The organism is Diaphorobacter sp. B2A2W2 (assembly GCF_056730635.1).
Window position 1 is genome coordinate 55,081 of record NZ_JBWZOR010000010.1, and the last position, 25,406, is coordinate 80,486.

Sequence of the window (25,406 nt, forward strand, 5' to 3'; positions counted from 1 at the left end):
AGTACCGGGGCGACCCATCAACCCTTGAGGGTGTTGAGATCTTCCGCATCAATGCTGGTCTTGTTACGGAACAGCAGCACCAGGATGGCCAGGCCAATGGCGGACTCAGCAGCCGCCACCGTGAGGATGAAGAACACGAATACCTGACCGTGCATATCGCCCAGGTAATGAGAAAACGCCACGAAGTTGATGTTGACCGCGAGCAGCATCAGCTCGATCGCCATGAGCAGGACGATGAGGTTCTTACGGTTCAGGAAGATGCCAATCACCGCCAGGGCGAACAGCATGGCGCCCAGCGAGAGAAAGTGGCCCAGAGTCAATGTCATTGCTTCTTCTCCTCTGCGGACTCGGGGACTGCTGGCGCGGCGGCCTGCTGCGTGACGGGCAACTGGACCATGACAAGGCGATCACGGGCACGCACGCGCACCTGCTCCGAAGGGTCAATGGCCTTGGAGTCCTTGCGCTGGCGCAAGGTCAGGGCGATGGCTGCAATCATGGCCACCAGCAGGATCACCGCAGCCACCTCAACGGGGTACAGGTACTCTGTGTAGAGCAGTTTGCCCAAGGCTTTGGTGTTCGAGTAAGGCACCACCTGCCCCGCAGCATTCACCAGCACTTCGACGGCCTTGGGCTCTTCGATGCCACGAAAACCAGTCATGAGCACAGCGGCCATCTCGAATGCCACCAGGGCACCGATGAATGCCGCCAAAGGAAAGTGCTTCCAGAAACCGCGTCGCACGGTATCGATGCGGATGTCCAGCATCATCACGACAAAGAGGAACAGCACCATCACGGCGCCCAGGTAGACGAGCACCAGCGTGATGGCGAGGAATTCCGCCTTCAGCAGAAACCACACGCCGGCGGCCTGCGAGAAGGCAAGAATCAGATGCAGCACGGCATGCACGGGGTTGCGCGCCGTTATGACCCGGAAGGCCGCGTACAGCAGCACTACCGAGAACAAGTAGAAGAAACCGGTTTTGGCGTCCATGAATCGGGTCTTTTCAAAAAGTCAGGTGCGGTGAGGCAACCCGATCAACGGTACTTGGCGTCCGCCGCCTTGGCGGCTGCGATCTCGGGCTCGTAGCGGTCGCCCACGGCCAGCAGCATGTCCTTGGTGAAGTACAGATCACCGCGCTTCTCGCCGTGGTATTCGAAGATCTGCGTTTCCACAATGGAATCCACCGGGCAGCTCTCTTCGCAAAAGCCACAAAAAATGCACTTGGTCAGGTCGATGTCATAACGGGTGGTACGGCGCGAACCGTCCTCACGCACGTCGGACTCGATGGTGATCGCCAGCGCCGGGCACACCGCTTCGCACAGCTTGCAGGCAATGCAGCGCTCTTCGCCGTTGTCATAACGGCGCAGCGCGTGCAGGCCGCGAAAGCGCGGCGACAACGGTGTCTTCTCCTCGGGGAACTGCACAGTGACCTTGCGACGGAAGGTATAGCGACCGGTCAGGGCCATGCCCTTCGCCAGTTCCCAGAGCATGAAGCTCTTGAAGAAATCCTTGATTGAAAAGGATGCAGGAGCAGCAACAGCAGCCATGGATGTCCCCGCTTATTTCCAGATGTTCCAGGGCGACAGCAACCAGGCGCCCACGATCAACAGCCATACCAGCGTGACCGGAATAAAGATCTTCCAACCCAGACGCATGATCTGGTCATAGCGGAAGCGCGGGAACGTGGCGCGAATCCAGATGAACATGGATACCACCAGGAACGTCTTGATGCCCAGCCAGATCCAGCCCGGAACGAAGCCCAGGGCTTCGATCGGCGGCAGCCAGCCGCCCAGGAACATCACCACCGCCAGGATGGAAACCAGCCACATGCTGGCGTATTCGGCCAGGAAGAAGATGGCGAAACCCATGCCTGAATACTCGACCATGTGACCGGCGACGATTTCCGCCTCACCTTCCACCACGTCAAACGGGTGGCGGTTCACTTCGGCCACGCCCGAGATCAGGTAGACCAAGAAGATGGGCAGCAGGGGCAGCCAATTCCACGACAGGAAGTTCAGGCCCATGGCCGCCATCGTGCCCTGCCCTTGGCCCAGCACGATCTCGGTCAGGTTCATGCTGCCCGATACCATGATGACGACCAGGAAGCAGAAACCCATGGCAATTTCGTAGCTCACCATCTGCGCAGACGCACGCAGCGCGCCCAGAAAGGCGTACTTGGAGTTGGACGCCCACCCCGCAATGATCACGCCGTAGACCTCGATGGAGGTGATGGCCATGATCAGCAACAGACCCGCATTGACGTTGGCAAGCGCTACATCGGGTCCGAAGGGAATCGCCACCCAGGCCGCCAGGGCAGGCATGATGGCCATCACCGGGCCGAGGTAGAACAAGCCCTTGGCCGCGGCCGTGGGCTGGATCAACTCCTTCGAGAGCAATTTCAGACCGTCAGCCAGAGGTTGCAGCAAACCGAAGGGGCCCACGCGGTTGGGGCCCATGCGCACCTGCATGAAGCCCAGCAGCTTGCGCTCCCACAGCGTCAGGTAGGCCACGGCACCCATCAGGGGGCCCACGATGCAGACGATCTTGATCAGGATCCAGAGTACGGGCCAAGCCACCCCGGTCCACCATCCGGCGGCAACCAGATTGAGGCCGCCGTTGTAGATTGCATCGATCATGCTGCGACTCCTTCACGTGCCGCGCGCGCGTCGGCAGTCAGTTGCAGCGACGGTGCGCGGCGCACCAGGCTGTCGAGCTGATAGATGGCTGCCACGACGGGTTCAGCACACTCGCCGCCCAGCTTCGGCTCGGCCGATGTGGCGTTGCTCAGGCGCTCCGCCGGCAGCAGCGTGCACTCACCTGCGGGCTTGCCGGTCGCACGGACCAGCACGTCCTGGGACGTCTCGTAGTCCATGCCTTCCAGCCCGAGCAGATTGCCCAGCACGCGCAATACCTTCCACGCAGGACGCGCCTCGCCGGCCGGCTTGACCACGGCATGGAAGCTCTGCAGGCGCCCTTCGGCGTTGACGAAACTGCCCGAGGTCTCGGAGAACGGAGCGATCGGCAGCAGCACGTCGCTGAACTCGAGGTTGGTCTTGAACGGGCTCAGCGTGACGACCATGTCGGTCTGCGCCAAAGCTTGAGCCGCTGCAGCACCCAAGGCGGAGTCGTGCTCAGGCTCCACATTCAGCAGCAGGGCTGCCTTCAGGCGGCCATCCAGCATTTGTGCAGCGTTCAGCCCGCCCTCTTGAGGTTGCGCACCCACGAACTGCGCACCGACCGTATTGGCGGCCTCCGTCAGGTAACCCACCGTCGCTCCGGTCTGCGCGCCAATCCACTGCGCCAGCGCCAGCAGGCTCGACGCTTGGGCATGATGGGCAGCACCATTGCCCAGCAGAATGGCTTTGCGCTCCCCCGTCAGCAATGCAGCAGCAATGGCCCGGGCTTCTTCGCTGGTGGCAGCCCCTTGCACGGGGGCAGCCACGCCCTTCTCTGCAGCGATGGCGGCTGCGACTTCCGCCAGCGCCGTGCTCCAGCCGGCCGCTGGGGCCAGCTTGGTGCGGACATTCGGAATAGCCCAATCACTCGCTACTGAATTAATAGCGTTTACCGCACACCCATGGCGCGCTGCCTGCCGAATTCGCTGTGCAAACAAGGGATGGTCCTTGCGCAGATTCGATCCAACGACCAACACGGACTGCAGCGTGCTCAGGGATGCGATGGACGTCCCCAGCCAGCGCACACCTTCGGCCTTGCCGAACTCCGCATGGCGCAGACGGTGGTCGATGTTGTCGCTACCCAACCCGCGCACCAGCGCGCCGGCCAGGAACAACTCTTCTACTGTGCTGTGCGGGCTTACCAGCGCTCCGATGCTCTGGGCGCCGTGCTCGGTTTTGACGCACCGCAGACCGTTGGCCACATATTCCAGAGCCGTCTGCCAATCGACTTCCTTCCACTCCCCGCCCTGTTTGAGCATGGGACGTGTCAGGCGGTCGGGGGAATTCAATGCCTCATAGGAAAAACGGTCGCGGTCAGCAATCCAGCACTCGTTGACATCCTCGTTCTCGAACGGGACGACGCGCATGACCTTGTGGTTCTTGACCTGCACAATGATATTGGCGCCCGTGGAGTCGTGCGGACTCACGGATTTGCGGCGAGAAAGTTCCCACGTGCGGGCGCTGTAGCGGAAGGGCTTGCTGGTCAGCGCCCCCACCGGGCACAGGTCGATCATGTTGCCCGACAGTTCCGAGTCGACGGTATCGCCGATCACGGTCGTGATCTCCGAATGCTCGCCGCGGTTCACCATGCCGAGTTCCATCACGCCCGCGATTTCCTGGCCGAAACGAACGCAACGCGTGCAATGGATGCAGCGGGTCATCTCTTCCATAGAGATCAGTGGGCCCACGTCCTTGTGCGCCACCACGCGCTTTTCCTCGCCGTAGCGCGAGGAATCGCCGCCATAACCTACGGCCAGATCCTGCAACTGGCATTCGCCGCCCTGGTCGCAGATGGGGCAGTCCAGCGGGTGATTGATGAGCAGGAACTCCATCACCGATTGCTGGGCCTTGATCGCCTTGTCGCTCTTGGTGCGCACGATCATGCCCTGCGTCACGGGTGTGGCGCATGCTGGCAGGGGTTTGGGGGCCTTCTCCACCTCCACCAGGCACATGCGGCAATTGGCGGCAATGGAAAGCTTCTTGTGGTAGCAGAAATGGGGAATGTAGGTACCCACCTTCTCGGCCGCATGCATCACCATGCAGCCTTCGGTGACTTCTACCTTCTTCCCGTCCAGTTCGATTTCAACCATATGCTGTACTCGCGTTCAGGCGCTGGCGGGGGTGGAACCCGATGGGTGGGCGTTTCGGATCAGCGCTTCAAACTCAGGACGGAAATGCTTGAGCATGGCGCGCACCGGCATGGCTGCCGCATCGCCCAGCGCGCAGATGGTCCGGCCCTGAATGTTGTCCGCGACGGAATTGAGCAGGTCCAGATCGCTCTCCCGCCCGGCTTCGTGCTGGATACGATTGATCACGCGCCACATCCAGCCCGTGCCTTCGCGGCAGGGTGTGCACTGACCGCAGGATTCATGCGCGTAGAAATACGACAGGCGCAGCAGGCTCTCCACCATGTTGCGGGAATCGTCCATCACGATCACGGCGCCCGAGCCCAGCATGGAGCCGGCCTTGGCGATGGAGTCGTAGTCCATCGTGCATTCCATGATGATGGACGCCGGCAACACGGGAGCGGAAGAACCGCCCGGAATCACCGCCTTGAGCTGGCGACCCTTGCGCACGCCACCCGCCAGTTCCAGCAGCTTGGCAAATGGCGTGCCCAAGGGCACTTCATAGTTGCCTGGACGCTCTACGTCGCCGGACACCGAGAAGATCTTGGTGCCGCCGTTGTTGGGCTTGCCGCACTCAAGGTAAGCCTGACCGCCATTGCGGATGATCCACGGCACCGCGGCGAACGTCTCGGTGTTGTTGATCGTGGTGGGTTTGCCGTACAGGCCAAAGCTGGCCGGGAATGGCGGCTTGAAGCGCGGCTGGCCCTTCTTGCCTTCCAGCGATTCCAGCAACGCGGTTTCCTCACCGCAGATATACGCCCCAAAGCCATGGTGCGCATGCAGTTGGAAGCTGAAGCTGCTGCCCAGGATGTTCTCACCCAGATAGCCTGCAGCGCGCGCCTCTTCCAGCGCCGCTTCAAAGCGCTCGTAGACCTGGAAGATCTCGCCGTGGATGTAGTTGTAGCCCACAGAGATGCCCATCGCGTAGGCCGCGATGATCATGCCCTCGATCACGATGTGCGGGTTGTACATCAGGATGTCGCGATCCTTGCACGTGCCCGGCTCCCCCTCGTCGGAATTGCAGACCAAGTATTTCTGGCCAGGGAACTGACGCGGCATGAAGCTCCACTTCAGGCCAGTCGGGAAGCCCGCACCGCCACGGCCGCGAAGACCGGATTCCTTCATGGTGGCGATCACCTGGTCCTGGGTCAGGCCTTCACCACCATCCTTGCCCAGCAGCTTGCGCAGGGCCTGGTAGCCTCCCCGGGCCTCGTAATCCTTGAGGCTCCAGTTGCTGCCGTTCAAGCCCGCATAGATCTGCGGATTGATATGGCGGTCATGGAAGCAGGTCTGTACGCCCGTCGCCTGAAACTGCGACAGCACTTGTGCAGCCGTGGTCATTGTTTGCCCTCCGCAGCGCGCAGGCCATCCACCATCTGGTCGAGCTTGTCGTCGTCCATGAAACTGCACATGTTGCGGTCATTGACCAGCATCACGGGCGCGTCGGCGCAGGCCCCCAGGCATTCGCATTGCTGCAAGGTGAAAAGGCCATCGGCGGTGGTTTCGCCCATGGAAATGCCCAGCTTCTTCTCAAGGTGGTGCAGCGCATCCTGCCCACGGCGCAGCTGACACGGCAAATTGGTGCAGACGGCCAGCTTGTACTTGCCCACCGGCTGCTGGTTGTACATGTTGTAGAACGTGGTGACCTCATGCACGGCGATCTGGGGCATGCCCAGGTACTCGGCGATCACGGCCTCGCTCTCGGCGCTGACCCAGCCCTGTTCCTGCTGGACGATGGACAGGCACGCCATCACCGCCGACTGTTTCTGGTCTGCGGGGTATTTCGCCACTTCGCGGGCAAAACGTTGCTTGGTCGCTTCGGTAATCATCGGTCAATCTCTCCGAACACGATATCCATGGTGCCGATGATGGCCACGGCGTCGGCCAGCATGTGGCCCCGCGCCATTTCGTCGAGTGTGGCCAGATGCGCGAACCCGGGTGCGCGGATCTTCAGGCGGTAGGGTTTGTTCGCACCGTCGCTCACCATGTAGATACCGAACTCCCCCTTGGGATGCTCAACGGCCGCGTAAGCCTCGCCGGCCGGCACGCGGAAGCCTTCCGTGAAGAGCTTGAAATGGTGGATCAGCTCTTCCATGTTGGACTTCATGGCCTCGCGCGAGGGCGGCGCGATCTTGTGGTTGTCCGTGATGACAGGGCCGGGGTTGGCCCTGAGCCAATCGACGCACTGCTTGATGATGCGATTGGACTCGCGCATCTCTTGCACGCGAACGAGATAGCGGTCATAGCTATCGCCCGTCACCCCGACCGGCACATCGAAGTCCACACGGTCATAGGCGTCATAGGGCTGCTTCTTGCGCAGGTCCCATGCAATGCCCGAGCCGCGCAGCATCGGGCCGGTCATGCCCAGGTTCAACGCGCGCTCAGCCGGCACCACGCCGATACCCACCGTACGCTGCTTCCAGATCCGGTTGTCTGTCAGCAGGGTCTCATACTCGTCTACGCACTTGGGGAAGCGCTGCGTGAAATCGTCGATGAAATCCAGCAGCGAACCCTGCCGGTTACGGTTGAGCTCCTCGATAGCCTTGGCGTTCTTGATCTTGCTGACCTTGTACTGGGCCATGCTGTCCGGCAGGTCCCGGTACACACCTCCCGGACGGAAGTAGGCCGCGTGCATGCGAGCGCCAGAAACGGCCTCGTACATGTCGAACAAGTCCTCCCGCTCACGGAAGGTATAGATGAGGATCGTGGAACTGCCGCAGTCGTTGCCGTGCGAACCCAGCCACATCAGGTGGTTCAGCAGGCGCGTGATTTCGCCGAACATCGTTCGGATGTACTTCGCGCGCAGCGGCACCTCGATGCCCAGCATCTTCTCGATGGCCAAGCAGTAGGCCTGCTCGTTGCACATCATGGACACGTAATCGAGACGGTCCATGTAGGGCAAGGATTGGATGTAGGTCTTGTGCTCTGCCAGCTTTTCGGTGGCACGGTGCAACAGCCCGATGTGCGGGTCGGCCCGTTGTACGACCTCGCCATCCAGTTCCAGCACCAAGCGCAGCACGCCGTGTGCTGCCGGGTGCTGCGGTCCGAAGTTCAGGGAGTAGTTCTTGATTTCAGCCATGGTCGATCACCAAGCGGCACGCCGCCTCAGTGCAGGCCTCCGTACTTGTCTTCGCGGATGATGCGCGGCGTCACTTCGCGCGGCTCGATGGTCACGGGCTCATAGATCACGCGACGCTGGTCGGCGTCATAGCGCATCTCGACATGGCCGGACAAGGGGAAATCCTTGCGGAACGGGTGGCCGATGAATCCGTAATCGGTCAGGATGCGGCGCAGATCGTTGTGCCCATCAAACACGATGCCGAACAGATCGAATGCCTCGCGCTCAAACCAGTTGGCCGAGTTCCAGATGTCGGTAACCGAGGCGACGATGGGGAAGTCGTCGTCGGAGCAGAACACCTTCACGCGCAACCGCTGGTTGAGGGAAACGGACAGCAAATGGGAAACCACGGCGTAGCGCGGTCCTTCCGAGCCCGTGGCGCCATAGGCAGAATAGTCGACGCCGCACAGATCAATCAATTGCTCGAACTTGCAATCGGGCGCATCGCGCAGGATTTGCATGGCTTCGAGATAGCGCGCAGCGGACACCACCACGGTCACCTCATCCAGCGCCACCGAGATCTGGCGCACGCGGTCACCCAGAGCGGAGGCAACCACGTCCCGCAGGCTCTCGGGGTGAATGGCAATAGCAGTCATCTTCGTCCCTTCAGGCGCGCGCAATGGTGTGGGTGCGGCGGATCTTCTGCTGCAGCTGAATGATCCCGTAGATCAGCGCCTCGGCCGTCGGAGGACAGCCGGGAACATACACATCCACAGGGACGATGCGATCACAGCCACGCACCACCGAATAGCTGTAGTGGTAGTAACCCCCGCCGTTGGCACAAGAACCCATGGAGATGACCCAGCGCGGCTCGGCCATTTGGTCGTACACCTTGCGCAGAGCGGGCGCCATCTTGTTGCACAGCGTGCCGGCCACGATCATCAGGTCCGACTGTCGCGGGCTCGCCCGGAACACTTCCGCGCCAAAACGCCCCAGGTCATAACGTGCGGCGGCAGCATGCATCATCTCGACAGCGCAGCAGGCCAGCCCGAAGGTCATGGGCCAAAGGGATCCGGTCTTGGCCCAGTTCACCACGGAGTCATAACTCGTGGTGATGAAGCCTTCCTTCATCACACCTTCAATCATTGCGTCATTCCTTTGAGCGGCGGCTCATTCCCAGTTGAGGGCGCCTTTTTTCCATTCGTAGGCAAAGCCCACCACGAGGATGGCCAGGAAAACCAGCACAGCGACAAAGCCCGTCACCCCCACCTCTTGCAGAGTCACCGCCCAAGGGAAGAGGAAGGCAATTTCCAGGTCGAACAAAATGAAGAGGATGGCCACCAGGTAGTAGCGCACGTCAAACTTCATACGCGCGTCTTCAAATGCCTCGAAGCCGCACTCATAGGGGGAGTTTTTCGCCGCATCCGGGCGATTGGGGCCAAGCACATAGCCCAGAAGAAGCGGCACCACACCGACACCGATGCCGACCAGAATGAACAATAGGACTGGGAGGTATTGATCGAGGTTCATCTGGCAGATGTGCTCACCGCTGAAAAACCGCCTCGCATGCCCCGCAACGCGGACCAGGGAGGCGGCTTCTTGTGATTGGTGCCGTCGGCGAGACTCGAACTCGCACAGCTTTCGCCACTACCCCCTCAAGATAGCGTGTCTACCAATTTCACCACGACGGCTGCTGTATGCATCTGGATGGCATGAGGACCGGAAATAACGGTTTTGGCTTTCCAGACAATCCGGGATTCTACCCCGGAAAAACCCTGTCACAAACGGATGAGGCGTTTTTTTGCGACGCCTCAAACGTTCACTTGGTCGGGATCTGAGCGGCGCCGGAGGCAGGCTCCACCGCCGGCGCTGGGGCCGCCGCAGAGGCATCGACCGCAGGCGCCGTCGAGGCGGGGACAGCCGCTGCGGGCGTCTCCAGAACACTACCAGTGCTCACCGGACGCTGGTTGCCAAAGTATGCCAATGCCAGGGTTGCCACGAAGAACACCGTCGCCAGGACCGCCGTAGTGCGCGAAAGGAAGTTGGCGCTGCCGCTGGCCCCAAACAAGCTGCCGGAACTGCCACTACCGAAGGCTGCCCCCATGTCCGCACCCTTACCGTGCTGGATCAGGATCAACCCAATCATCCCGAGGGCGGTCAGCATCTGCACCGCCAGAATCACGTTCACAACCAGTCCCATAATCCCATCACTCCTAATTTAATAGCTACCAGCGCTTGTCAGCTATGCGCTGCAGCGATAATTTTCAAGAAATCCGCGGCCTTGAGCGACGCACCGCCCACCAGGCCCCCATCGATATCCGGCTGCGCCAGCAGTTCGGCTGCGTTGGCAGCATTCATGCTGCCGCCATACAGGATGAGCACGCGGTCCGCGCTCTCGGTCGCGGCGGCGAGCTGAGCGCGCAGCACCGCATGCACCTGCTGCGCCTGCTCTGGCGTTGCCGTGCGGCCGGTGCCGATGGCCCAGACAGGCTCGTAGGCCACCACGATCTCGCTCACGCAGTGCCCCACGGCATGGATCACAGCCGCCAGTTGGCGCTTGACGACGGTCTCGGTCTGGCCCGCCTCGCGCTCCGCCAGGGTTTCCCCCACGCATACGATCGGCGTGACGCCGCCCGAGAGCGCCCGCTGGGCCTTGGCCGCCACCACGGCATCGGTTTCGCCATGGTATTGGCGACGCTCGGAATGCCCCACAAGCGCGTAGCGTGCACCAAAGTCGCGCAACATGCCCACAGAGACCTCGCCGGTGAACGCGCCCGTTTCATGCTGCGACACATCCTGGGCGGCGAGAGCGATTTCGCTGCCCGCGACCAAGGCCTGCACCTGCGCCAGGTAGGGCGCCGGCACGGCCACCGCCACGCCACAGCCGGGCACACCCAAGCCGTCGCGTAGCGCCTGCAACAGCGCCGCATTGGCCTGCAGGCTGCCGTTCATCTTCCAGTTGCCGGCAATGAGTTTCTTTTTCTGTGTCATGTCGTCCATGTCAAAACAATCTTGCCCACGTGCTGGTTGGATTCCATCAGCGCATGCGCCTGCGCGGCATGCGCGGCCGGGAAAGTGCTGTGGATGACCGGCTTCACCGCGCCCGACGCCAGCAGCGGCCAGACATGCTCACGCAATGCCTGCGCAATGGCGCCCTTGAACGCCACGGGACGCGGCCTCAGCGTGGAGCCCGTGATGGTCAGCCGCCTGCGCAGCACCAGCCCCGCATTGAACTGCGCATCCAGCCCGCCCTGCACCGCGATGATGACCACGCGGCCGTCCTCGGCCAGGCACTCAACCTCGCGCGCCACGTAGGAGCCGGCCACCATGTCCAGCACTACGTCCACGCCGCGCCCATCGGTAAGGCGCCGCGCCTCGGCCACGAAATCCTGCGTCTTGTAGTTGATCGCGTGGTGCGCACCCAGCGCCAGGCAGGCTGCGCACTTTTCGTCCGAACCCGCCGTGACGATGACCGTGGCGCCGCGTGCACGCGCCAACTGAATAGCCGTAACGCCAATGCCGCTACTGCCGCCCTGCACCAGCAGGACCTCTCCCGCCTGCAGGCGGCCGCGGTCGAACACATTGCTCCAGACGGTAAAGAAGGTTTCCGGCAAGGAGGCCGCCTCCACGTCGCTCAAGCCCTGCGGCACCGGCAGGCATTGCGCAACAGGCGCGACGCACCACTGCGCATAACCGCCGCCCGCAACCAAAGCGCACACCCGGTCGCCCACGCGAAGGCCCGCCTGCGCCATGGCGGCGGCATCGCCGGACTCGACAACGCCCGCCACTTCCAGCCCCGGCAGATCGGAGACGCCCGCGGGTGGCGCGTAGTTGCCCTTGCGCTGCAGCACGTCGGGGCGGTTCACCCCGCTGGCCGCCACGCGGATCAACAACTCGCCGTCTCCCGGCTGCGGCACCGGGCGCTCGGCGAGACGCAGCCCCTCAGGCGGGCCAAACGCCGCAATCTCTACGGCCTGCATCACGTCATTCATGGCAGTTTTGAATCATTTGAGCCGCTAGCGCCCGTCCATCGGGCGTTAGCAGCTCTCATTTCAATAGCAAACAGGCGTTCCCGAAGGAACACCCCCGGCTTACTGCTGCTGTTGCTCGGAAGCACCGCCATCACGGCGCTCACGACGCTCGCCCCGCTCCGCAGGGGCGGGACGGCCGCTGTCGCCAGCGGGGCGGTCAGCCAGCGCCTTCATGGACAGCTTGACGCGGCCCTTGTCGTCGGTCTCCAGCACCTTGACCTTCACGATCTGACCTTCCTGCAGGTAGTCGCCCACCTTTTCCACACGCTCGTGGGCGATCTGGCTGATGTGCAGCAGGCCGTCCTTGCCGGGCAGCAGGTTGATCAACGCGCCGAAGTCCAGGATCTTGGTGACCGGGCCTTCGTAGACCTTGCCCACTTCAACCTCGGCCGTGATCTCTTCGATGCGGCGCTTGGCTTCATCAGCCTTGGCAGCCTCGGTGGCTGCGATGGTGATGGTGCCGTCTTCCTCGATGTTGATCTGGCAGCCGGTCTCGTCCGTCAGGGCACGGATCGTGGCGCCGCCCTTGCCGATCACGTCGCGGATCTTCTCGGGGTTGATCTTCATCGTGTAGAGCTTGGGCGCGAAGGACGAAATCTCGGTCTTGGCTTCACCCATGGCTTCCTGCATCTTGCCCAGGATGTGCATACGTGCTTCCTTGGCCTGCGCCAGGGCGACCTGCATGATTTCCTTGGTGATGCCCTGGATCTTGATGTCCATCTGCAGGGCGGTGATGCCGTTGGTCGTACCGGCCACCTTGAAGTCCATGTCGCCCAGGTGGTCCTCATCGCCCAGGATGTCGGTCAGCACGGCGAAGCGGTTGTCTTCCTTGATCAGGCCCATGGCGATACCGGCCACATGCGCCTTCATGGGCACGCCGGCATCCATCAGCGACAGGCAGCCACCGCAGACCGATGCCATGGACGAGGAGCCGTTGGATTCGGTGATCTCCGACACCACGCGGATGGTGTAGGGGAACTCGTCCTTGCTCGGCAGGCAGGCCACCAGGGCGCGCTTGGCCAGGCGGCCGTGGCCGATTTCGCGGCGCTTGGTCGAGCCCATGCGGCCCACTTCACCCGTGGCGAAGGGAGGCATGTTGTAGTGGAAGATGAAACGGTCTTCGAACTCGCCGGCCAGTGCGTCGATGCGCTGCGCATCGCGCTCGGTGCCCAGCGTGGACACCACCAGCGCCTGGGTCTCGCCACGCGTGAACAGGGCGGAGCCGTGGGTGCGCGGCAGCACGGAGTTGCGGATCTCGATGGGGCGCACGGTGCGCGTGTCGCGGCCGTCGATGCGGGGCTCGCCAGCCAGGATCTGGCTGCGCACGATCTTGGCTTCGATGTCGAACAGCAGGGCCTCGACCTTCACGGCGTCGAACTCCACGCCCTCGCCCTTCAGCGATTCCAGCACCGAGGCCGATGCCTCGCGCAAGGCCTGGGTGCGGGCCTGCTTGCTGCGGATCTGGTAAGCCGCGCGCAGCTTGTCCTCTGCCAGGGCCGTGACCTTGGCGATGAAAGTCTCGTCCTTGGCAGGCGGCTGCCAGTCCCACACGGGCTTGCCAGCGTCGCGCACCAGCTCATGGATGGCGTTGATCGCCACCTTGCCCTGCTCGTGGCCGAACACCACGGCGCCCAGCATGATCTCTTCGGACAACTGCTGCGCTTCGGACTCCACCATCAGCACAGCGGCCTCGGTGCCCGCCACCACCAGGTCCAGTTGCGAGCTCTTGCGCGCGGTCTGCCCGGGGTTCAGCACGTATTCGCCATTGACGTAGCCCACGCGTGCGGCGCCGATGGGGCCATTGAACGGAATACCGGAAACGGACAGCGCTGCGCTCACGGCGATCATGGCGGCGATGTCAGCGTCCACTTCGGGGTTGAGCGAGATGGTGTGGATGACCACATGCACCTCGTTGTAGAAGCCCTCGGGGAACAGCGGGCGGATCGGGCGATCGATCAGGCGGCTGGTCAGCGTCTCCAACTCGCTGGGCTTGGCCTCGCGCTTGAAGAAGCTGCCGGGGATCTTGCCGGCGGCGTAGGTCTTCTCGATGTAGTCCACCGTCAGCGGGAAGAAGTCCTGGCCAGGCTTGGCCTGCTTGGACCCCACCACGGTAGCGAGCACCACGGTGTCGTCAATGTTCACCAGCACGGCGCCTGAGGCCTGCCGGGCGATCTCACCCGTTTCCATGACAACGGTCTTGTCACCCCACTGGAACGACTTGGTAACCTTGTTAAAAATGCTCATAGTGACTCCTTGCTCTCAAAATAATAGCTGGCAACGCGGTACCAGCAAGGCTTGGAGCGCAATTCAGAACACGATGCCATTCCAGCGACCCTGCCCTGCCCATCGGAAGGCAAGGCCCCTGGAATGACACAGCTTCGCTCTGCAGTTGCGTCTCCGAAGTAAAAAACGCCTGAGCTAGACAGAGCTAACCCAGGCGTCTCGGCATGCCGGCGCGCTTACTTGCGCAGGCCCAGCTTGGCGATCAGTGCCGTGTAACGGTCGGCGTCCTTGGCCTTGAGGTAGTCCAGCAGCTTGCGACGACGGCTCACCATGCGCAGCAGACCACGGCGGCCATGATGGTCCTTGGCATGCTGCTTGAAGTGAGGAGTCAGCTCGTTGATGCGGGCGGTGAGCAGTGCCACCTGGACCTCCGGGCTACCCGTATCGTTGGCGGAACGGGCATTGGCCTTGACGACTTCGGCCTTGACGGATGATGCGATCATGTTTTTTCCTTGATAGAAGAGCCCAAGCAGGCAGCCGCATTGCTGGACCAACTGCCTATGGCTCTGGTTGTACTTGCGCCGCGACTGGAAGGGTCGACAGCGTGCGTCTTGCACCATGCAAAACCTTGAGATTATACCGCTGCGCTTTTCCCCACTTCTTCGCCGCCGCCCAACCCCTGTGCAGCGGGCTTTCGGGCATGATGCAAACCGTACTGCAAAACGTTTCAACGCCCTTTCTGAAAGACCACTATGCGCTTCATGGATACGCTTGTCCGCCGGTCTCTTTCCCTGCCAGTGGGTGTCGGCGTGACCGCGCTCTTGTTGTCCTTTGCGTCACTTCACAGCCATGCCGCAGCCACAGCCGAGAAGGCAGCCAGCGCTTCGAAGAGGTCCAAAGCCATCCGGTTCAAGCACACGCAGAACCATTCCGGCGAAAGCCAGGCAGAGCGCGACCGGCGCCTCTACCGGGAGTGCAAGGGCATGCCCAACGCAGGCGCCTGCCTGGGCTACACACGTAAGTGAGCAACATCGAGCAATTTCGCAAAACCGGGCGAAAACTCCGCTACAATCACGCCATCGTCACAATGCGCTGATCGACTGAGTTAGTTAATTAGCCAGTGACGATTTTTGATATAGCTTGAGAACTTCGTGCTATAATTCAAAGCTTAGCGGCTGTAGCTCAGCTGGATAGAGTACTTGGCTACGAACCAAGGGGTCGTGGGTTCGATTCCTGCCAGCCGCACCAAACGGTAAGCCCTGGAACTGCAAGGTTCCAGGGCTTTTTCGTTTTTGGCATTTGCTCCCTTTCAGGCACGATAAGCATATGAGCAAGGCATTCACCAAGGAAACAGACACCGACGACGAACCGTCCCTCCCCCCGCAGGCGCCCGTGGGGGCCGGCAAGAACTACATCACACCCCAGGGATATGCGCGCCTTCGCCGCGAGTTGCTGGACCTTATCGATGACGAGCGCCCCAAGGTGGTGGAAATTGTCCATTGGGCTGCCAGCAACGGAGATCGCTCGGAGAACGGCGACTACCTGTACGGCAAAAAAAGGCTGCGCGAGATCGACAGGCGCATCCGTTTCCTGACGAAACGGCTGGAAATCGCGGATGTCGTGGACCCATCGGTACACGCGGGCAGTGACCAAGTCTTCTTCGGCGCCACGGTCACCTACGCCGAGGAGGACGGCGTGGAGCGCACGGTGACGATTCTGGGCATTGACGAAGCCGACAACAGCCTGCAGCAGATCAGCTGGATTTCTCCCGTGGCGCGCGCGCTGCTCAAAGCCCGGGAGGGAGACGAAGTGACCCTGCAGACTCCCGCCGGCCTACGTACCCTGGAAATCCTGCGTGTCGAATACCCCGTCGCGGCGCCTCGGTGACGAACCCAGGCCCTCAAGCGGGCTGGGGAAGCACGCGGAACGCTCGCAATACGGAATGCGTGCGGCGCAGATTGCGCAACACGGCCTCTACATGGTGTTGATCACGCACCGCTGCCACAAAACGCAGATCAGTGGTGTCCATCGCATCGTCCATGTCCACACGGACGATATCTGCCTCTGAGTTGGCAAATTCGGATGCGATGCGAGCCAGTACCCCCTTGCCATTGGTCACGGTCACGGTGATACCGGTCTCGAATTGGCGGGTAGGCTCATCGGACCAGTCGACGGCAATGAAGCGCTCGCCATCTTTGTGCTGCAGTTTCTTGGCTACCCCGCATTGCGCGTGATGGACCACCAGGCCCTCGCCGCGGCCCAGGTATCCCACGATGGGGTCACCCGGCACCGGGCGGCAACACGCTGCATATTGAACAGATGCATTCTCGCTGCCGTCGAGGGTGATGCTCCCTTGCGAGACTGTTTCATGGGAGCTGTAGCGCTCGCGGGTCAGCAGCAATGCATCAGGCCGCTGGCCATCTTCCGATAGCAACACGACCAGGCGCTTGGCCACGATGCCGGCAATGCGCTTGCCCAGTCCCACATCGGTCATGAGTTCCGCGCGGCTGCGATTGCCCGTAAAGCGCAGCAGTTTTTCCCAAATGGGCGCTTGGGTCTGCACGTCAGGCAGTTGTTCGATGCCCTCGGCACGCAGCGCCTGGGTCAGCAGTTTCTCGCCCAGGCCCGCCGACTCGTTCTGCGCCAGCGTCTTGAGATAGTGGCGAATCTTGGAACGCGCGCGCCCTGTGCGCACGAACCCCAGCCAAGCCGGGTTGGGCCGGGCGCCCTGTGTGGTAACGATTTCCACCACATCCCCGTTCTTGAGTTCGGTGCGCAGGGGCACCTGTTCGTTGTTGATGCGCGCCGCCGTGGTGCGGTCGCCCACGTCGCTGTGGATCGCATAGGCAAAGTCCACCGCCGTGGCTCCGCGGGGCAAGGCCATGATCTGGCTCTTGGGCGTGAAGACATAGACTGCATCTGGGAAGAGGTCCACCTTGACGTGGTCCCAGAATTCGGCCGCGTCGCGCGTTTCATTCTGGATGTCGAGCAAAGACTGCAGCCATTTGGTGCCCAGGCGTTCTGCCACCGCGCCATCCGCATCTTTCGCCTTGTAGAGCCAGTGCGCCGCCACACCCGCTTCCGCCACGATGTGCATTTCCTCGGTGCGAACCTGAAACTCGATATTCAGGCCAGCAGGTCCCACCAGCGTCGTATGCAGCGACTGATAGCCATTGAGCTTGCCAATGGCGATATGGTCCTTGAACTTGCCGGGCACCGGTTTGTACATCTGGTGCAACACACCCAAGGCGGTATAGCAGTCCGTCACCGAATGCACGATGACACGGAAGCCATAGAGATCCGTCACCTGCGCAAAGCTCAGGTGCTTGGTGATCATCTTCTGGTAGATCGCAAAGAGTGTCTTCTCACGCCCCGCCAGCCGCACGTGCATGCCCAGCCGCGCAAATGCGGCATCCACTTCCGTCTGCACCTTCTGCACGATGTCGCGGCGTCGATTGCGCGACTTCGTGACCGCTTTGGACAGCGTGGCATAGCGCCATGGATGCAGGTGGCGAAAGGCGAGGTCCTGCAGTTCGCGGTAGGTCTGGTTCAGCCCCAATCGATGCGCGATGGGCGCATAGATCTCCAGCGTCTCCGACGAAATGCGGCCCCACTTGCTGCGCGGCATGTCGGAGAGCGTGCGCATATTGTGCGTGCGGTCCGCCAGCTTGATGAGGATGACGCGCACGTCGCGCGCCATGGCCAGCAGCATCTTGCGAAACGACTCGGCCTGGTTCTCCTCACGGGTATTGAACTGCAGCTTATCGAGCTTGGTGAGACCATCCACCAGTTCCGCCACAGGCGCGCCAAACCGGTCGATGAGATCGGACTTGGTGATGCCGCAATCTTCCATGGCGTCGTGCAGCAAGGCTGCCATGAGGGCCTGGACATCCAACTTCCAGCTCGCGCACAGCGCCGCCACGGCAATCGGGTGCGTGATGTAGGGCTCGCCACTGCTGCGCAACTGCCCCAAGTGCGCTTCATCGGCGTAACGGTACGCCTGGCGCACCTGTTCGACGCTGGCTTCGTCAAGGTAGTCGAGTTTTTCCAGCAGCGCAGCAAAGCTCGCCGCCGCGGCATTGGCGGCCGCAGCAGAAGAACTGTCAACCGCCACAGGGACGGCCTGCGGATTGTCAACAGCTGCCTTGTTCAACACGACGTTCATGGCTTAAATGTAGCGCGCCCCGCCCGAGCGGCAAGCGCAGGCAAAAAAAAGCACCGCCACGCGGTGCTCTTTTACCGGGATCACCGGAGGCTGACGATCGCTCAGCCCGGAACCTTCTTGAGCATTTCCAGGCCGACCTTGCCGGCGGCGATTTCGCGCAGTGCCGTCACGGCTGGCTTGTTGCGGCTCTCGATCTTGGGGGCGTGGCCCTGGCTGAGCATGCGGGCACGGTAGGTGGCGGCGAGCACCAGTTGAAAACGGTTGGGAATCTGCTCGAGGCAGTCTTCCACGGTAATGCGGGCCATGGTGTTCTCCAGGGATCAGGGAATATTGAGCGACTCGAAGGTTTCGGCCCGGGCGCGGCGCTGGGCTGCGTACTTGAGACGCTGGGCATGAACGATGGTTTTCAGGTCGAAAAGCGCTCGCTCAAAGACCTCGTTGATTATAACGAAGTCGAATTTGCTGGCTTGCGCCATTTCCTCTGCCGCGTTCTCCAGGCGCAGGTCGATCACGTCGGGCGCATCTTCGCCCCGGCGTTCCAGCCGGGCGCGCAACTCGTCCCAGCTGGGCGGCAGCACAAAGACCAGCACGGCGTTCGCGAAGGCCTGCTTGATCTGCAGCGCGCCCTGAAAGTCGATTTCCAAGACCACGTCCGCCCCCTGGGCCACGCGCTCCTCGATCACCTTGCGGGAGGTTCCATAACGGCGTCCATGGACGTTCGCCCACTCGACGAAGCCGTTAGCCGCCACCATCGCGTCGAACTCCTGCTCGGAAGCGAAGAAGTACTCGCGGCCGTGCTTTTCCTGCCCGCGCGGCGCGCGGGTCGTGTGCGACACGGAGGGCTGCACATGTGAGTCCAGCTCCAGCAGGGCCTTGACCAAGCTGGATTTACCCGCCCCGCTGGGGGCAGAGACTACAAACAAATTTCCGGGATAGTCCATATGGAGTGTGCGTGAGCCGCTATCAAAACAGGATTATCACTCGATGTTCTGCACTTGCTCGCGCATCTGCTCGATCAGCACCTTCATGTCTACGCTGATGCGCGTGAGGTCCATGGCAGCCGACTTGGAGCCCAGCGTGTTGGCTTCACGGTGCAGTTCCTGGATCAGAAAATCCAGCCGCTTGCCGACCTCGCCGCCTTTTTTGAGCAGGCGGGCAATCTCGTCCAGGTGCGACTGCAGCCGCGTGACTTCCTCCGCGACGTCGATGCGGATGGCAAAGGCCGTGGCCTCGGTCAGGGCGCGGTCCTGGGCCGCTTCGGGCACCACCGCGCCTTCGGCCAGCGACATGGCCTCCTTCCAGCGCTCCATGAAGCGCTGGCGCTGCTGCTCCACGAGCTGCGGAACCAGCGGCACCGCCTGGCGGGCCAGCTCGCGCAACTGCGCGATGCGCTCCTGCAGCATGGCGGCCAGGCGTTCGCCCTCGCGTTGGCGCGCGGCCACCAGGTCGTCCAGCGCCTGCTCGGCCGCGCGCGCTGCCGTTTCGCTCCAGTCCAGCGCAGGAGCACCGGCATTGGCGCACAAGCGCAGCGCGTCGGCCACCGACAGCGGCCTGGCGTCGGGCAGCCACGAACGCACTGCATCCTGCACCGCGCCTACCCGTTGCAAGATGCGCGGGGATGGCTCGGCGAGCGCGGCGGAGTCGTCGTTGTCCACGAAAGCGCGCACCTCGACCTTGCCGCGCTTGAGGCGCTGCGTGAGCAGGGCGCGCAGCGCCGGCTCCTGGGCGCGCAGTTCATCGGACAGGCGGAAAGACAGGTCCAGAAAGCGGCTGTTGACCGCACGTATTTCCAGGCCTAGGCGCCGTACGGGCCCGTCCTTGTCGTCCCCTGCAGTAGCCACGCCGCGCTGCACGCTGGCGTATCCGGTCATGCTGTAAACTGCCATTGGACTTTTCGGTGGTTGGTTGCTTGCGATCCAGCGATTATCCGGGTTCCCCACCCGCGCCCACGACTGCCTTCGCTTCCTATGTCAAAAATCAAGCCGGCCCCCCTGCCCCCCGATACCGCCATTGGCGGCTACCGCGTGGTGCGCCGGCTGTCCTCCGGTGGTTTTGGCGTGGTGTACCTCGCCATTGACGCCGAAGGCCAGCAAGTGGCCATCAAGGAATACCTCCCCGCTTCTCTGGCTACGCGTGCACCGGGCGAACTGCTGCCCAAGGTGCCCCCCGAGAAGCTCTCGCTCTACCGCCTGGGCCTCAAGAGCTTCTTCGAGGAAGGCCGTGCGCTCGCGCAGATCTCGCACGCCTCCGTGGTGAGCGTGCTCAACTTCTTCCGCGAGAACGAGACCGTCTACATGGTGATGAACTACCTGGAGGGCGCGACCCTGCAGGACTTCATCATCACCGCACGCGACCTCAAGACACAGAAGGTGTTCCGCGAGTCCACCATCCGCTCGCTGTTCGATGAGGTGCTGCGCGGCCTGCGCATCGTGCACCAGCACAAGATGCTGCACCTGGACATCAAGCCCGCCAACATCTTCATCACCGACGACAACCGCGCGGTGATGATCGACTTCGGCGCCGCGCGCGAGGTACTCTCCAAAGAGGGCAACTTCATCCGCCCGATGTACACCCCCGGCTTTGCTGCGCCCGAGATGTACCGCCGCGACTCGCAGATGGGCCCCTGGACGGACATCTACGCCGTTGGCGCCTGCATCTATGCGTGCATGCAGGGATTTCCGCCCAACGAGGCGCCGCAGCGCCAGGAGAAGGACCGCCTGTCGCTGGCGCTGAACAAGCTGCGCGGCGTGTATTCGGACAATCTGATCGAGGTGGTCGAATGGTGCATGGCGCTCGATCCGCTGTCGCGCCCGCAATCGGTGTTCGCGCTGCAAAAGGAGCTGAGCCGCGAGGGCGAGCGCCGCTATACCAAGCTGTCGGTGGCCGAGAAGATGCGCATGCAGCTCGACACCCTGGTGTCGGACACCAAGAAAAACGTGCAAAAGGTGGGCGAAGCCACCGGTCTGGGAGCGCGGCCTAAATGAAGTTCTCTGTCTTTCAGATCAGCCGCCGCGGCGGGCGCGAGAAGAACGAAGACCGCATGGGGTACTGCTACACGCGCGAGTCGGTGCTGTTCGTGCTGGCTGACGGCATGGGCGGCCACCCGGAGGGCGAGGTCGCCGCGCAGATCGCCATCCAGACGGTCTCCGCGATGTTCCAGCGCCAAGCCAAGCCCACGCTGAAGGATGTGCAGGAGTTCCTCTCCACCGCGCTGCTGGGCGCGCACCATCAGATCCTGCGCTATGGCACCACCAAAGACATGCTCGACACGCCGCGCACCACGCTGGTGATCGCCGTGGTGCAAGACGGGCGCGCCAGCTGGATCCACTGCGGCGATTCGCGCCTGTACCTCGTGCGCGGGGGCGAGTTGCTCATGCGCACGCGTGACCACTCCTACCTGGAGTTGCGCAACGCCGCCATCGCCGGGCTGGAGCGCGTGAACCGCAACGTGCTGTTCACCTGCCTGGGCTCTCCCACCAAGCCGCTGTACGACGTGGCCGGCCCCGTGCTGCTGGAGCAGGGTGACCGCATCCTGCTGTGCTCCGACGGCCTGTGGGGCGCGCTGGACGACGAGACCATCGCACGCCAGCTGGGCCGCCAGACCGTCTCCAACGCCGTGCCCGACCTGGTCGAGGACGCCCTGCGCAAGGCCGGGGACGGCAGCGACAACGTGACCGTGGTGGCCATGGAGTGGGAAACCCCCGACACATTCGAGTCCACCCAGGGCATTTCCACCGACAGCATCAGTGACGACGTGTTCGCCTCCACCATCCAGGCCGGCCCGCTGGAGAGCTTTGCGGACGACCTGGACGACGAGACCATCGAACGCTCGATCGCCGAAATCAACGAAGCCATCCGGCGCTCTGCCGCGCGCAAGCTGTAGGCCGCGGCCCGGGCGCACCGCCTCCTCCGCTCTCCGCCAGGAGTGCGGGGAGCCCCTTCTTTGACCTGGACCTGCCATGAACACCACCCCCTTTGCCCGCAGCGGCGGCCGCGCCCTGGACCAGCTACGCCCCATCCGCATCACGCGCCACTACACCATGCATGCCGAGGGCGCGGTACTCATCGAGTTCGGCAACACGCGCGTGCTGTGCACCGCGTCAGTCGAGGAAAAGGTGCCGCCGCACAAGCGCGGCAGCGGCGAAGGCTGGGTGACGGCCGAGTACGGCATGCTGCCCCGCTCCACCCACACCCGCAGCGACCGCGAGGCCGCGCGCGGCAAGCAAAGCGGACGCACGCAGGAGATCCAGCGCCTCATCGGCCGCAGCCTGCGTGCAGTCTTTGATCTCAAAGCCTTGGGTGAGCGCACGATCCAGATCGACTGCGACGTGATCCAGGCCGACGGCGGCACACGCACCGCCGCGATCACGGGCGCCTGGGTGGCGGCGCAGGACGCGGTCAACACCCTGCTGGCTGCGGGCAAGATCAGCGCATCGCCGCTCACCGGTGCGGTGGCCGCCGTGTCCGTGGGCATCGTGCAGGGCCAACCGCTGCTGGACTTGGAATATGTGGAGGACGTGGCCTGCGACACCGACATGAACGTGGTGATGACCGGCACCGGCCACTATGTGGAGGTACAAGGCACGGCCGAGGGCGCGACCTTCTCGCGCCAGGAAATGGACCAACTGCTGGCGCTGGCCGAGAAGGGCATCGCCGAGCTGGTCGCCCTGCAACGGCAGTCGCTACGCAATTGATAGCTGTTTGCGCTTGATTGATATGCGCTAAAGACCTTTTTGACCATGAAACTCGTACTCGCCTCCAACAACCGCGGCAAGCTCGCCGAACTGCAGGCCATGCTGGCCCCGCTGGGCGTGCAGCTCATTCCCCAGGCCGAACTGGGCGTGGGCGAGGCCGAGGAGCCGTTCCACACCTTCGTCGAGAACGCACTGGCCAAGGCCCGCTTTGCCAGCGCCCACACCGGTCTGCCCGCGCTGGCGGACGACGCCGGCCTGTGCGTGCAGGCCTTTGGCGGTCAGCCCGGCGTGCAGACGGCCTACTACGCCACGCAGTTCGGCTACGACAAGGGCGACGCCAACAACGTGCGCGCGCTGCTGGAGCAGATGCAGGGCATCGACGACCGCCGCGCCGCGATGGTCAGCACGCTGGTGGCCGTGCGCAGCCCGCAGGACCCCGAGCCACTGATCGCCGTGGGCCGCGTGGCCGGCGAGATTGCACGCGCGCCGCGCGGCACGGGCGGCTTCGGCTTTGACCCGGTGATGGTGCTGCCCGCCTTCGGCAAGACCTTTGCCGAGCTGCCGCCCGAGGTGAAGAACGCCCACAGCCACCGCGGCCGCTCGTCGCGCCAGATGCTGGAGCTGATGCGCGAGCATTGGTTTGCCGGAACCTCAGAAAGGTGAGCGGTTAGCGCTTTCCAGATAAGGGTTTCAATGTCTTTTGATACTGAAACGGTTGTCAGGAAAGCGCCAGCAGCTATGGTTTTTAGACTCGTATGACCATCCCCATCCTCCCCGCCGCGCAGTCCGGCGCGCCGCTGCGCGACGTGCAGCACTACATGCGCCCCGGCCTGCTGCAACTGTCCAGCCTGCCGCCGCTGTCGCTGTACGTGCACCTGCCGTGGTGCCTGCGCAAATGCCCGTACTGCGACTTCAACTCGCACGAGGCGCGCGGCGGCATGGGCGGCGATGGCGGCGTGCCCGAAGCGCGCTACATCGACGCCCTGCTGGCCGACCTGGAGGCCGCCCTGCCGCTGATCTGGGGCCGCACGGTGCACAGCATCTTCATCGGCGGCGGAACGCCCAGCCTGTTTGCACCCGAGTCCATCGACCGGCTGCTGGGCGACATCCGCGCGCGCCTGCGGTTGGACGCGGGGTGCGAGATCACGCTGGAGGCCAACCCCGGCACGTTCGAGAAGGAGCGCTTTCGCGCTTACCGCGGCGCGGGGGTCACGCGGCTGTCCATCGGCGTGCAGAGCTTCAACGACCGGCACCTGCAGGCGCTGGGCCGCGTGCACAACCGCGCACAGGCGCTGGCCGCGGTGGAAGAGGCCGCACAGGCCTTCGACACCTTCAACCTCGACATCATGTACGCCCTGCCCGGCCAGACGCCGGCTGAGCTGGACGAGGACATGCGCACCGCGCTCGCGCTGCAGCCGCCGCACATCTCCATCTACCACCTGACCATCGAGCCCAACACCTACTTCGCCAAGTACCCCCCACCGCTGCCCGAGGACGATGCCGCCTATGCCATGCTCGACCGCATCACCGAACTGACGGGCGCGGCAGGCCTTGCACGCTACGAGGTATCGGCCTATGCACGCGAGGGCCACCAATGCGTGCACAACCGCAACTATTGGCAGTTTGGCGACTATCTGGGCATTGGCGCGGGCGCGCACAGCAAGCTCAGCTTTGCGCACCGGGTGGTGCGCCAGGTGCGCCTGCGCGATCCGCAGCTCTACATGGCCGGAGCACTCGCAGGGCGCGCCATCGCGCAAGACGACGACGTGCGCCGCGCGGACCTGCCGTTCGAGTTCATGCTCAATGCGCTAAGGCTGCAGGAGGGTTTTGCGCTGCAGGACTTCACCGCCCGTACGGGCTTGGCGATCACGGCCATAGCCGCTGGCCTGCAGCAGGCCGAGGCGCAGGGCCTGATCACGCGCGACATGGAGCGCGTGCGTCCCACGCAGCGGGGCTTTGACTTTCTAAGCGACCTGCAGGCGCTCTTCCTGGCGGACTGAGCGGGCGCCGAAAGCACACCGACGAAGCGTGCCCGGTCACAGCCGCGCACACTTCATCAGCGCCACATTCCTGCGGCTGATCAGCCGCAGCGCACGGCAATGATCTTGCCGCTGGCGTCCACCTCCAGGTTGAGGCGTTGGCCATCGAACTCCTTGGTGATCATCTGGCCCGGGCGCAGTACGCGCGCCAAGCGCGCGCCGGAGCGCACGCGCGCGTCCTCCACCACCTTGGCCGTGGCATTCTTACCCACCGCCGCCTGCGCGCCCTGGGCGTTGCATTCACCGCCCACCGGGGCCGTGCTGGCGCCAATGGGCGCGGGCGCCGGGCTGCTGCCCGGTCCGATCGACGAACAACCTGCCATCATCAGCCCCACCACGGCCACGGCGCCGCCTGCCTTTAAGAAATAACGCATGCCTGTTGCCTCCTGCTCCGAAA

28 protein-coding genes and 2 tRNA genes are annotated in these 25,406 nt (G+C 63.2%); 8 read left to right on the forward strand and 22 right to left on the reverse strand.

Going from position 1 to position 25,406, the window contains the following annotated elements; all coding sequences use genetic code 11:
- Positions 1-17: 17 nt before the first annotated feature.
- From nuoK to rpsO, 17 genes are all read right to left on the reverse strand, one after another.
- Positions 18-326, reverse strand: a complete 309-nt coding sequence (gene nuoK / locus AC1PPL_RS15405) for an NADH-quinone oxidoreductase subunit NuoK (protein ID WP_015912617.1) — start codon at positions 324-326, stop codon at positions 18-20.
- Positions 323-988, reverse strand: coding sequence for an NADH-quinone oxidoreductase subunit J (locus AC1PPL_RS15410; RefSeq protein WP_015912616.1), 666 nt, complete (start codon positions 986-988; stop codon positions 323-325). Before AC1PPL_RS15410 ends, nuoK begins: the two co-directional genes overlap by 4 nt.
- Before the next feature lie 44 nt (positions 989-1,032).
- On the reverse strand, positions 1,033-1,545 hold the full coding sequence (gene nuoI, locus AC1PPL_RS15415) for an NADH-quinone oxidoreductase subunit NuoI (RefSeq protein ID WP_015912615.1): 513 nt from the start codon (positions 1,543-1,545) through the stop codon (positions 1,033-1,035).
- 12 nt (positions 1,546-1,557) lie between these two features.
- The gene (gene nuoH / locus AC1PPL_RS15420) at positions 1,558-2,634 is read right to left on the reverse strand and encodes an NADH-quinone oxidoreductase subunit NuoH (protein WP_088887486.1); all 1,077 of its coding nucleotides are present in this window, start codon (positions 2,632-2,634) and stop codon (positions 1,558-1,560) included.
- Positions 2,631-4,763 (reverse strand): NADH-quinone oxidoreductase subunit NuoG, encoded by a 2,133-nt coding sequence (gene nuoG, locus AC1PPL_RS15425; protein WP_123675101.1) that lies wholly within the window; start codon positions 4,761-4,763, stop codon positions 2,631-2,633. The genes nuoH and nuoG overlap by 4 nt, the downstream gene beginning before the upstream one ends.
- A 15-nt stretch (positions 4,764-4,778) precedes the next feature.
- Positions 4,779-6,140, reverse strand: a complete 1,362-nt coding sequence (gene nuoF, locus AC1PPL_RS15430) for an NADH-quinone oxidoreductase subunit NuoF (protein WP_479973661.1) — start codon at positions 6,138-6,140, stop codon at positions 4,779-4,781.
- Positions 6,137-6,628, reverse strand: coding sequence for an NADH-quinone oxidoreductase subunit NuoE (nuoE, locus tag AC1PPL_RS15435; RefSeq protein WP_011804402.1), 492 nt, complete (start codon positions 6,626-6,628; stop codon positions 6,137-6,139). Before nuoE ends, nuoF begins: the two co-directional genes overlap by 4 nt.
- Positions 6,625-7,878 carry an NADH-quinone oxidoreductase subunit D gene (locus AC1PPL_RS15440; protein ID WP_011804401.1) on the reverse strand — a complete coding sequence of 418 codons (1,254 nt, stop codon included), beginning with the start codon at positions 7,876-7,878 and terminating at the stop codon, positions 6,625-6,627. The genes nuoE and AC1PPL_RS15440 overlap by 4 nt, the downstream gene beginning before the upstream one ends.
- Positions 7,879-7,904: 26 nt before the next feature.
- Entirely contained in the window at positions 7,905-8,513 is a 609-nt protein-coding gene (locus tag AC1PPL_RS15445; protein ID WP_015912611.1) for an NADH-quinone oxidoreductase subunit C, read from the reverse strand.
- 10 nt (positions 8,514-8,523) lie between these two features.
- Entirely contained in the window at positions 8,524-9,003 is a 480-nt protein-coding gene (locus tag AC1PPL_RS15450) for a NuoB/complex I 20 kDa subunit family protein (protein ID WP_011804399.1), read from the reverse strand.
- Between the two features lie 24 nt (positions 9,004-9,027).
- Positions 9,028-9,387 (reverse strand): NADH-quinone oxidoreductase subunit A, encoded by a 360-nt coding sequence (locus AC1PPL_RS15455; RefSeq protein WP_015912610.1) that lies wholly within the window; start codon positions 9,385-9,387, stop codon positions 9,028-9,030.
- 76 nt (positions 9,388-9,463) lie between these two features.
- Positions 9,464-9,548, reverse strand: a tRNA-Leu gene (locus AC1PPL_RS15460).
- A 128-nt stretch (positions 9,549-9,676) separates the two neighbouring features.
- Entirely contained in the window at positions 9,677-10,057 is a 381-nt protein-coding gene (gene secG / locus AC1PPL_RS15465; RefSeq protein ID WP_015912609.1) for a preprotein translocase subunit SecG, read from the reverse strand.
- Between the two features lie 38 nt (positions 10,058-10,095).
- Complete coding sequence (gene tpiA, locus AC1PPL_RS15470) at positions 10,096-10,857, reverse strand: triose-phosphate isomerase (protein WP_479973662.1); 762 nt, start codon at positions 10,855-10,857, stop codon at positions 10,096-10,098.
- Positions 10,845-11,849 (reverse strand): NAD(P)H-quinone oxidoreductase, encoded by a 1,005-nt coding sequence (locus AC1PPL_RS15475; protein ID WP_047350020.1) that lies wholly within the window; start codon positions 11,847-11,849, stop codon positions 10,845-10,847. The genes tpiA and AC1PPL_RS15475 overlap by 13 nt, the downstream gene beginning before the upstream one ends.
- A 99-nt stretch (positions 11,850-11,948) precedes the next feature.
- Complete coding sequence (gene pnp / locus AC1PPL_RS15480; RefSeq protein ID WP_135148621.1) at positions 11,949-14,132, reverse strand: polyribonucleotide nucleotidyltransferase; 2,184 nt, start codon at positions 14,130-14,132, stop codon at positions 11,949-11,951.
- Between the two features lie 215 nt (positions 14,133-14,347).
- A complete protein-coding gene (gene rpsO / locus AC1PPL_RS15485; protein WP_011804393.1) occupies positions 14,348-14,614 on the reverse strand; it encodes a 30S ribosomal protein S15 in 267 nt (88 codons plus the stop codon).
- A 249-nt stretch (positions 14,615-14,863) separates the two neighbouring features.
- Between rpsO and AC1PPL_RS15490 the strand changes: the two genes are divergently transcribed.
- The 3 genes from AC1PPL_RS15490 (at position 14,864) to greB (ending at position 15,998) form a co-directional block, all read left to right on the forward strand.
- A complete protein-coding gene (locus AC1PPL_RS15490) occupies positions 14,864-15,136 on the forward strand; it encodes a hypothetical protein (RefSeq protein ID WP_479973663.1) in 273 nt (90 codons plus the stop codon).
- Positions 15,137-15,282: 146 nt separating this feature from the next.
- A tRNA-Arg gene (locus AC1PPL_RS15495) sits at positions 15,283-15,359 on the forward strand.
- 78 nt (positions 15,360-15,437) lie between these two features.
- Entirely contained in the window at positions 15,438-15,998 is a 561-nt protein-coding gene (greB, locus tag AC1PPL_RS15500) for a transcription elongation factor GreB (RefSeq protein ID WP_011804391.1), read from the forward strand.
- A gap of 13 nt (positions 15,999-16,011) precedes the next feature.
- Here greB and AC1PPL_RS15505 read toward each other — a convergent pair whose 3' ends face one another.
- From AC1PPL_RS15505 to AC1PPL_RS15520, 4 genes are all read right to left on the reverse strand, one after another.
- Positions 16,012-18,276, reverse strand: a complete 2,265-nt coding sequence (locus tag AC1PPL_RS15505) for a RelA/SpoT family protein (protein ID WP_011804390.1) — start codon at positions 18,274-18,276, stop codon at positions 16,012-16,014.
- Between the two features lie 101 nt (positions 18,277-18,377).
- A complete protein-coding gene (gene rpoZ / locus AC1PPL_RS15510; RefSeq protein ID WP_011804389.1) occupies positions 18,378-18,581 on the reverse strand; it encodes a DNA-directed RNA polymerase subunit omega in 204 nt (67 codons plus the stop codon).
- Between the two features lie 15 nt (positions 18,582-18,596).
- Positions 18,597-19,217, reverse strand: coding sequence for a guanylate kinase (gmk, locus tag AC1PPL_RS15515; RefSeq protein ID WP_011804388.1), 621 nt, complete (start codon positions 19,215-19,217; stop codon positions 18,597-18,599).
- Between the two features lie 36 nt (positions 19,218-19,253).
- Positions 19,254-20,147, reverse strand: a complete 894-nt coding sequence (locus AC1PPL_RS15520) for a YicC/YloC family endoribonuclease (protein WP_041835906.1) — start codon at positions 20,145-20,147, stop codon at positions 19,254-19,256.
- Positions 20,148-20,243: 96 nt separating this feature from the next.
- On the opposite strand from AC1PPL_RS15520, the gene AC1PPL_RS15525 reads away from it, so the two are divergent.
- From AC1PPL_RS15525 to hemW, 5 genes are all read left to right on the forward strand, one after another.
- Positions 20,244-21,260, forward strand: a complete 1,017-nt coding sequence (locus AC1PPL_RS15525) for a serine/threonine protein kinase (RefSeq protein ID WP_015912601.1) — start codon at positions 20,244-20,246, stop codon at positions 21,258-21,260.
- Positions 21,257-22,159, forward strand: coding sequence for a PP2C family protein-serine/threonine phosphatase (locus AC1PPL_RS15530; RefSeq protein ID WP_011804365.1), 903 nt, complete (start codon positions 21,257-21,259; stop codon positions 22,157-22,159). Before AC1PPL_RS15525 ends, AC1PPL_RS15530 begins: the two co-directional genes overlap by 4 nt.
- A 76-nt stretch (positions 22,160-22,235) precedes the next feature.
- Entirely contained in the window at positions 22,236-22,970 is a 735-nt protein-coding gene (gene rph, locus AC1PPL_RS15535) for a ribonuclease PH (protein WP_424295348.1), read from the forward strand.
- A 45-nt stretch (positions 22,971-23,015) separates the two neighbouring features.
- Positions 23,016-23,633, forward strand: coding sequence for an RdgB/HAM1 family non-canonical purine NTP pyrophosphatase (rdgB, locus tag AC1PPL_RS15540; RefSeq protein ID WP_011804363.1), 618 nt, complete (start codon positions 23,016-23,018; stop codon positions 23,631-23,633).
- Between the two features lie 92 nt (positions 23,634-23,725).
- Positions 23,726-24,970 (forward strand): radical SAM family heme chaperone HemW, encoded by a 1,245-nt coding sequence (gene hemW, locus AC1PPL_RS15545; RefSeq protein WP_088887494.1) that lies wholly within the window; start codon positions 23,726-23,728, stop codon positions 24,968-24,970.
- Between the two features lie 80 nt (positions 24,971-25,050).
- Here hemW and AC1PPL_RS15550 read toward each other — a convergent pair whose 3' ends face one another.
- On the reverse strand, positions 25,051-25,383 hold the full coding sequence (locus AC1PPL_RS15550) for an I78 family peptidase inhibitor (RefSeq protein ID WP_088888594.1): 333 nt from the start codon (positions 25,381-25,383) through the stop codon (positions 25,051-25,053).
- Positions 25,384-25,406 lie beyond the last annotated feature (23 nt).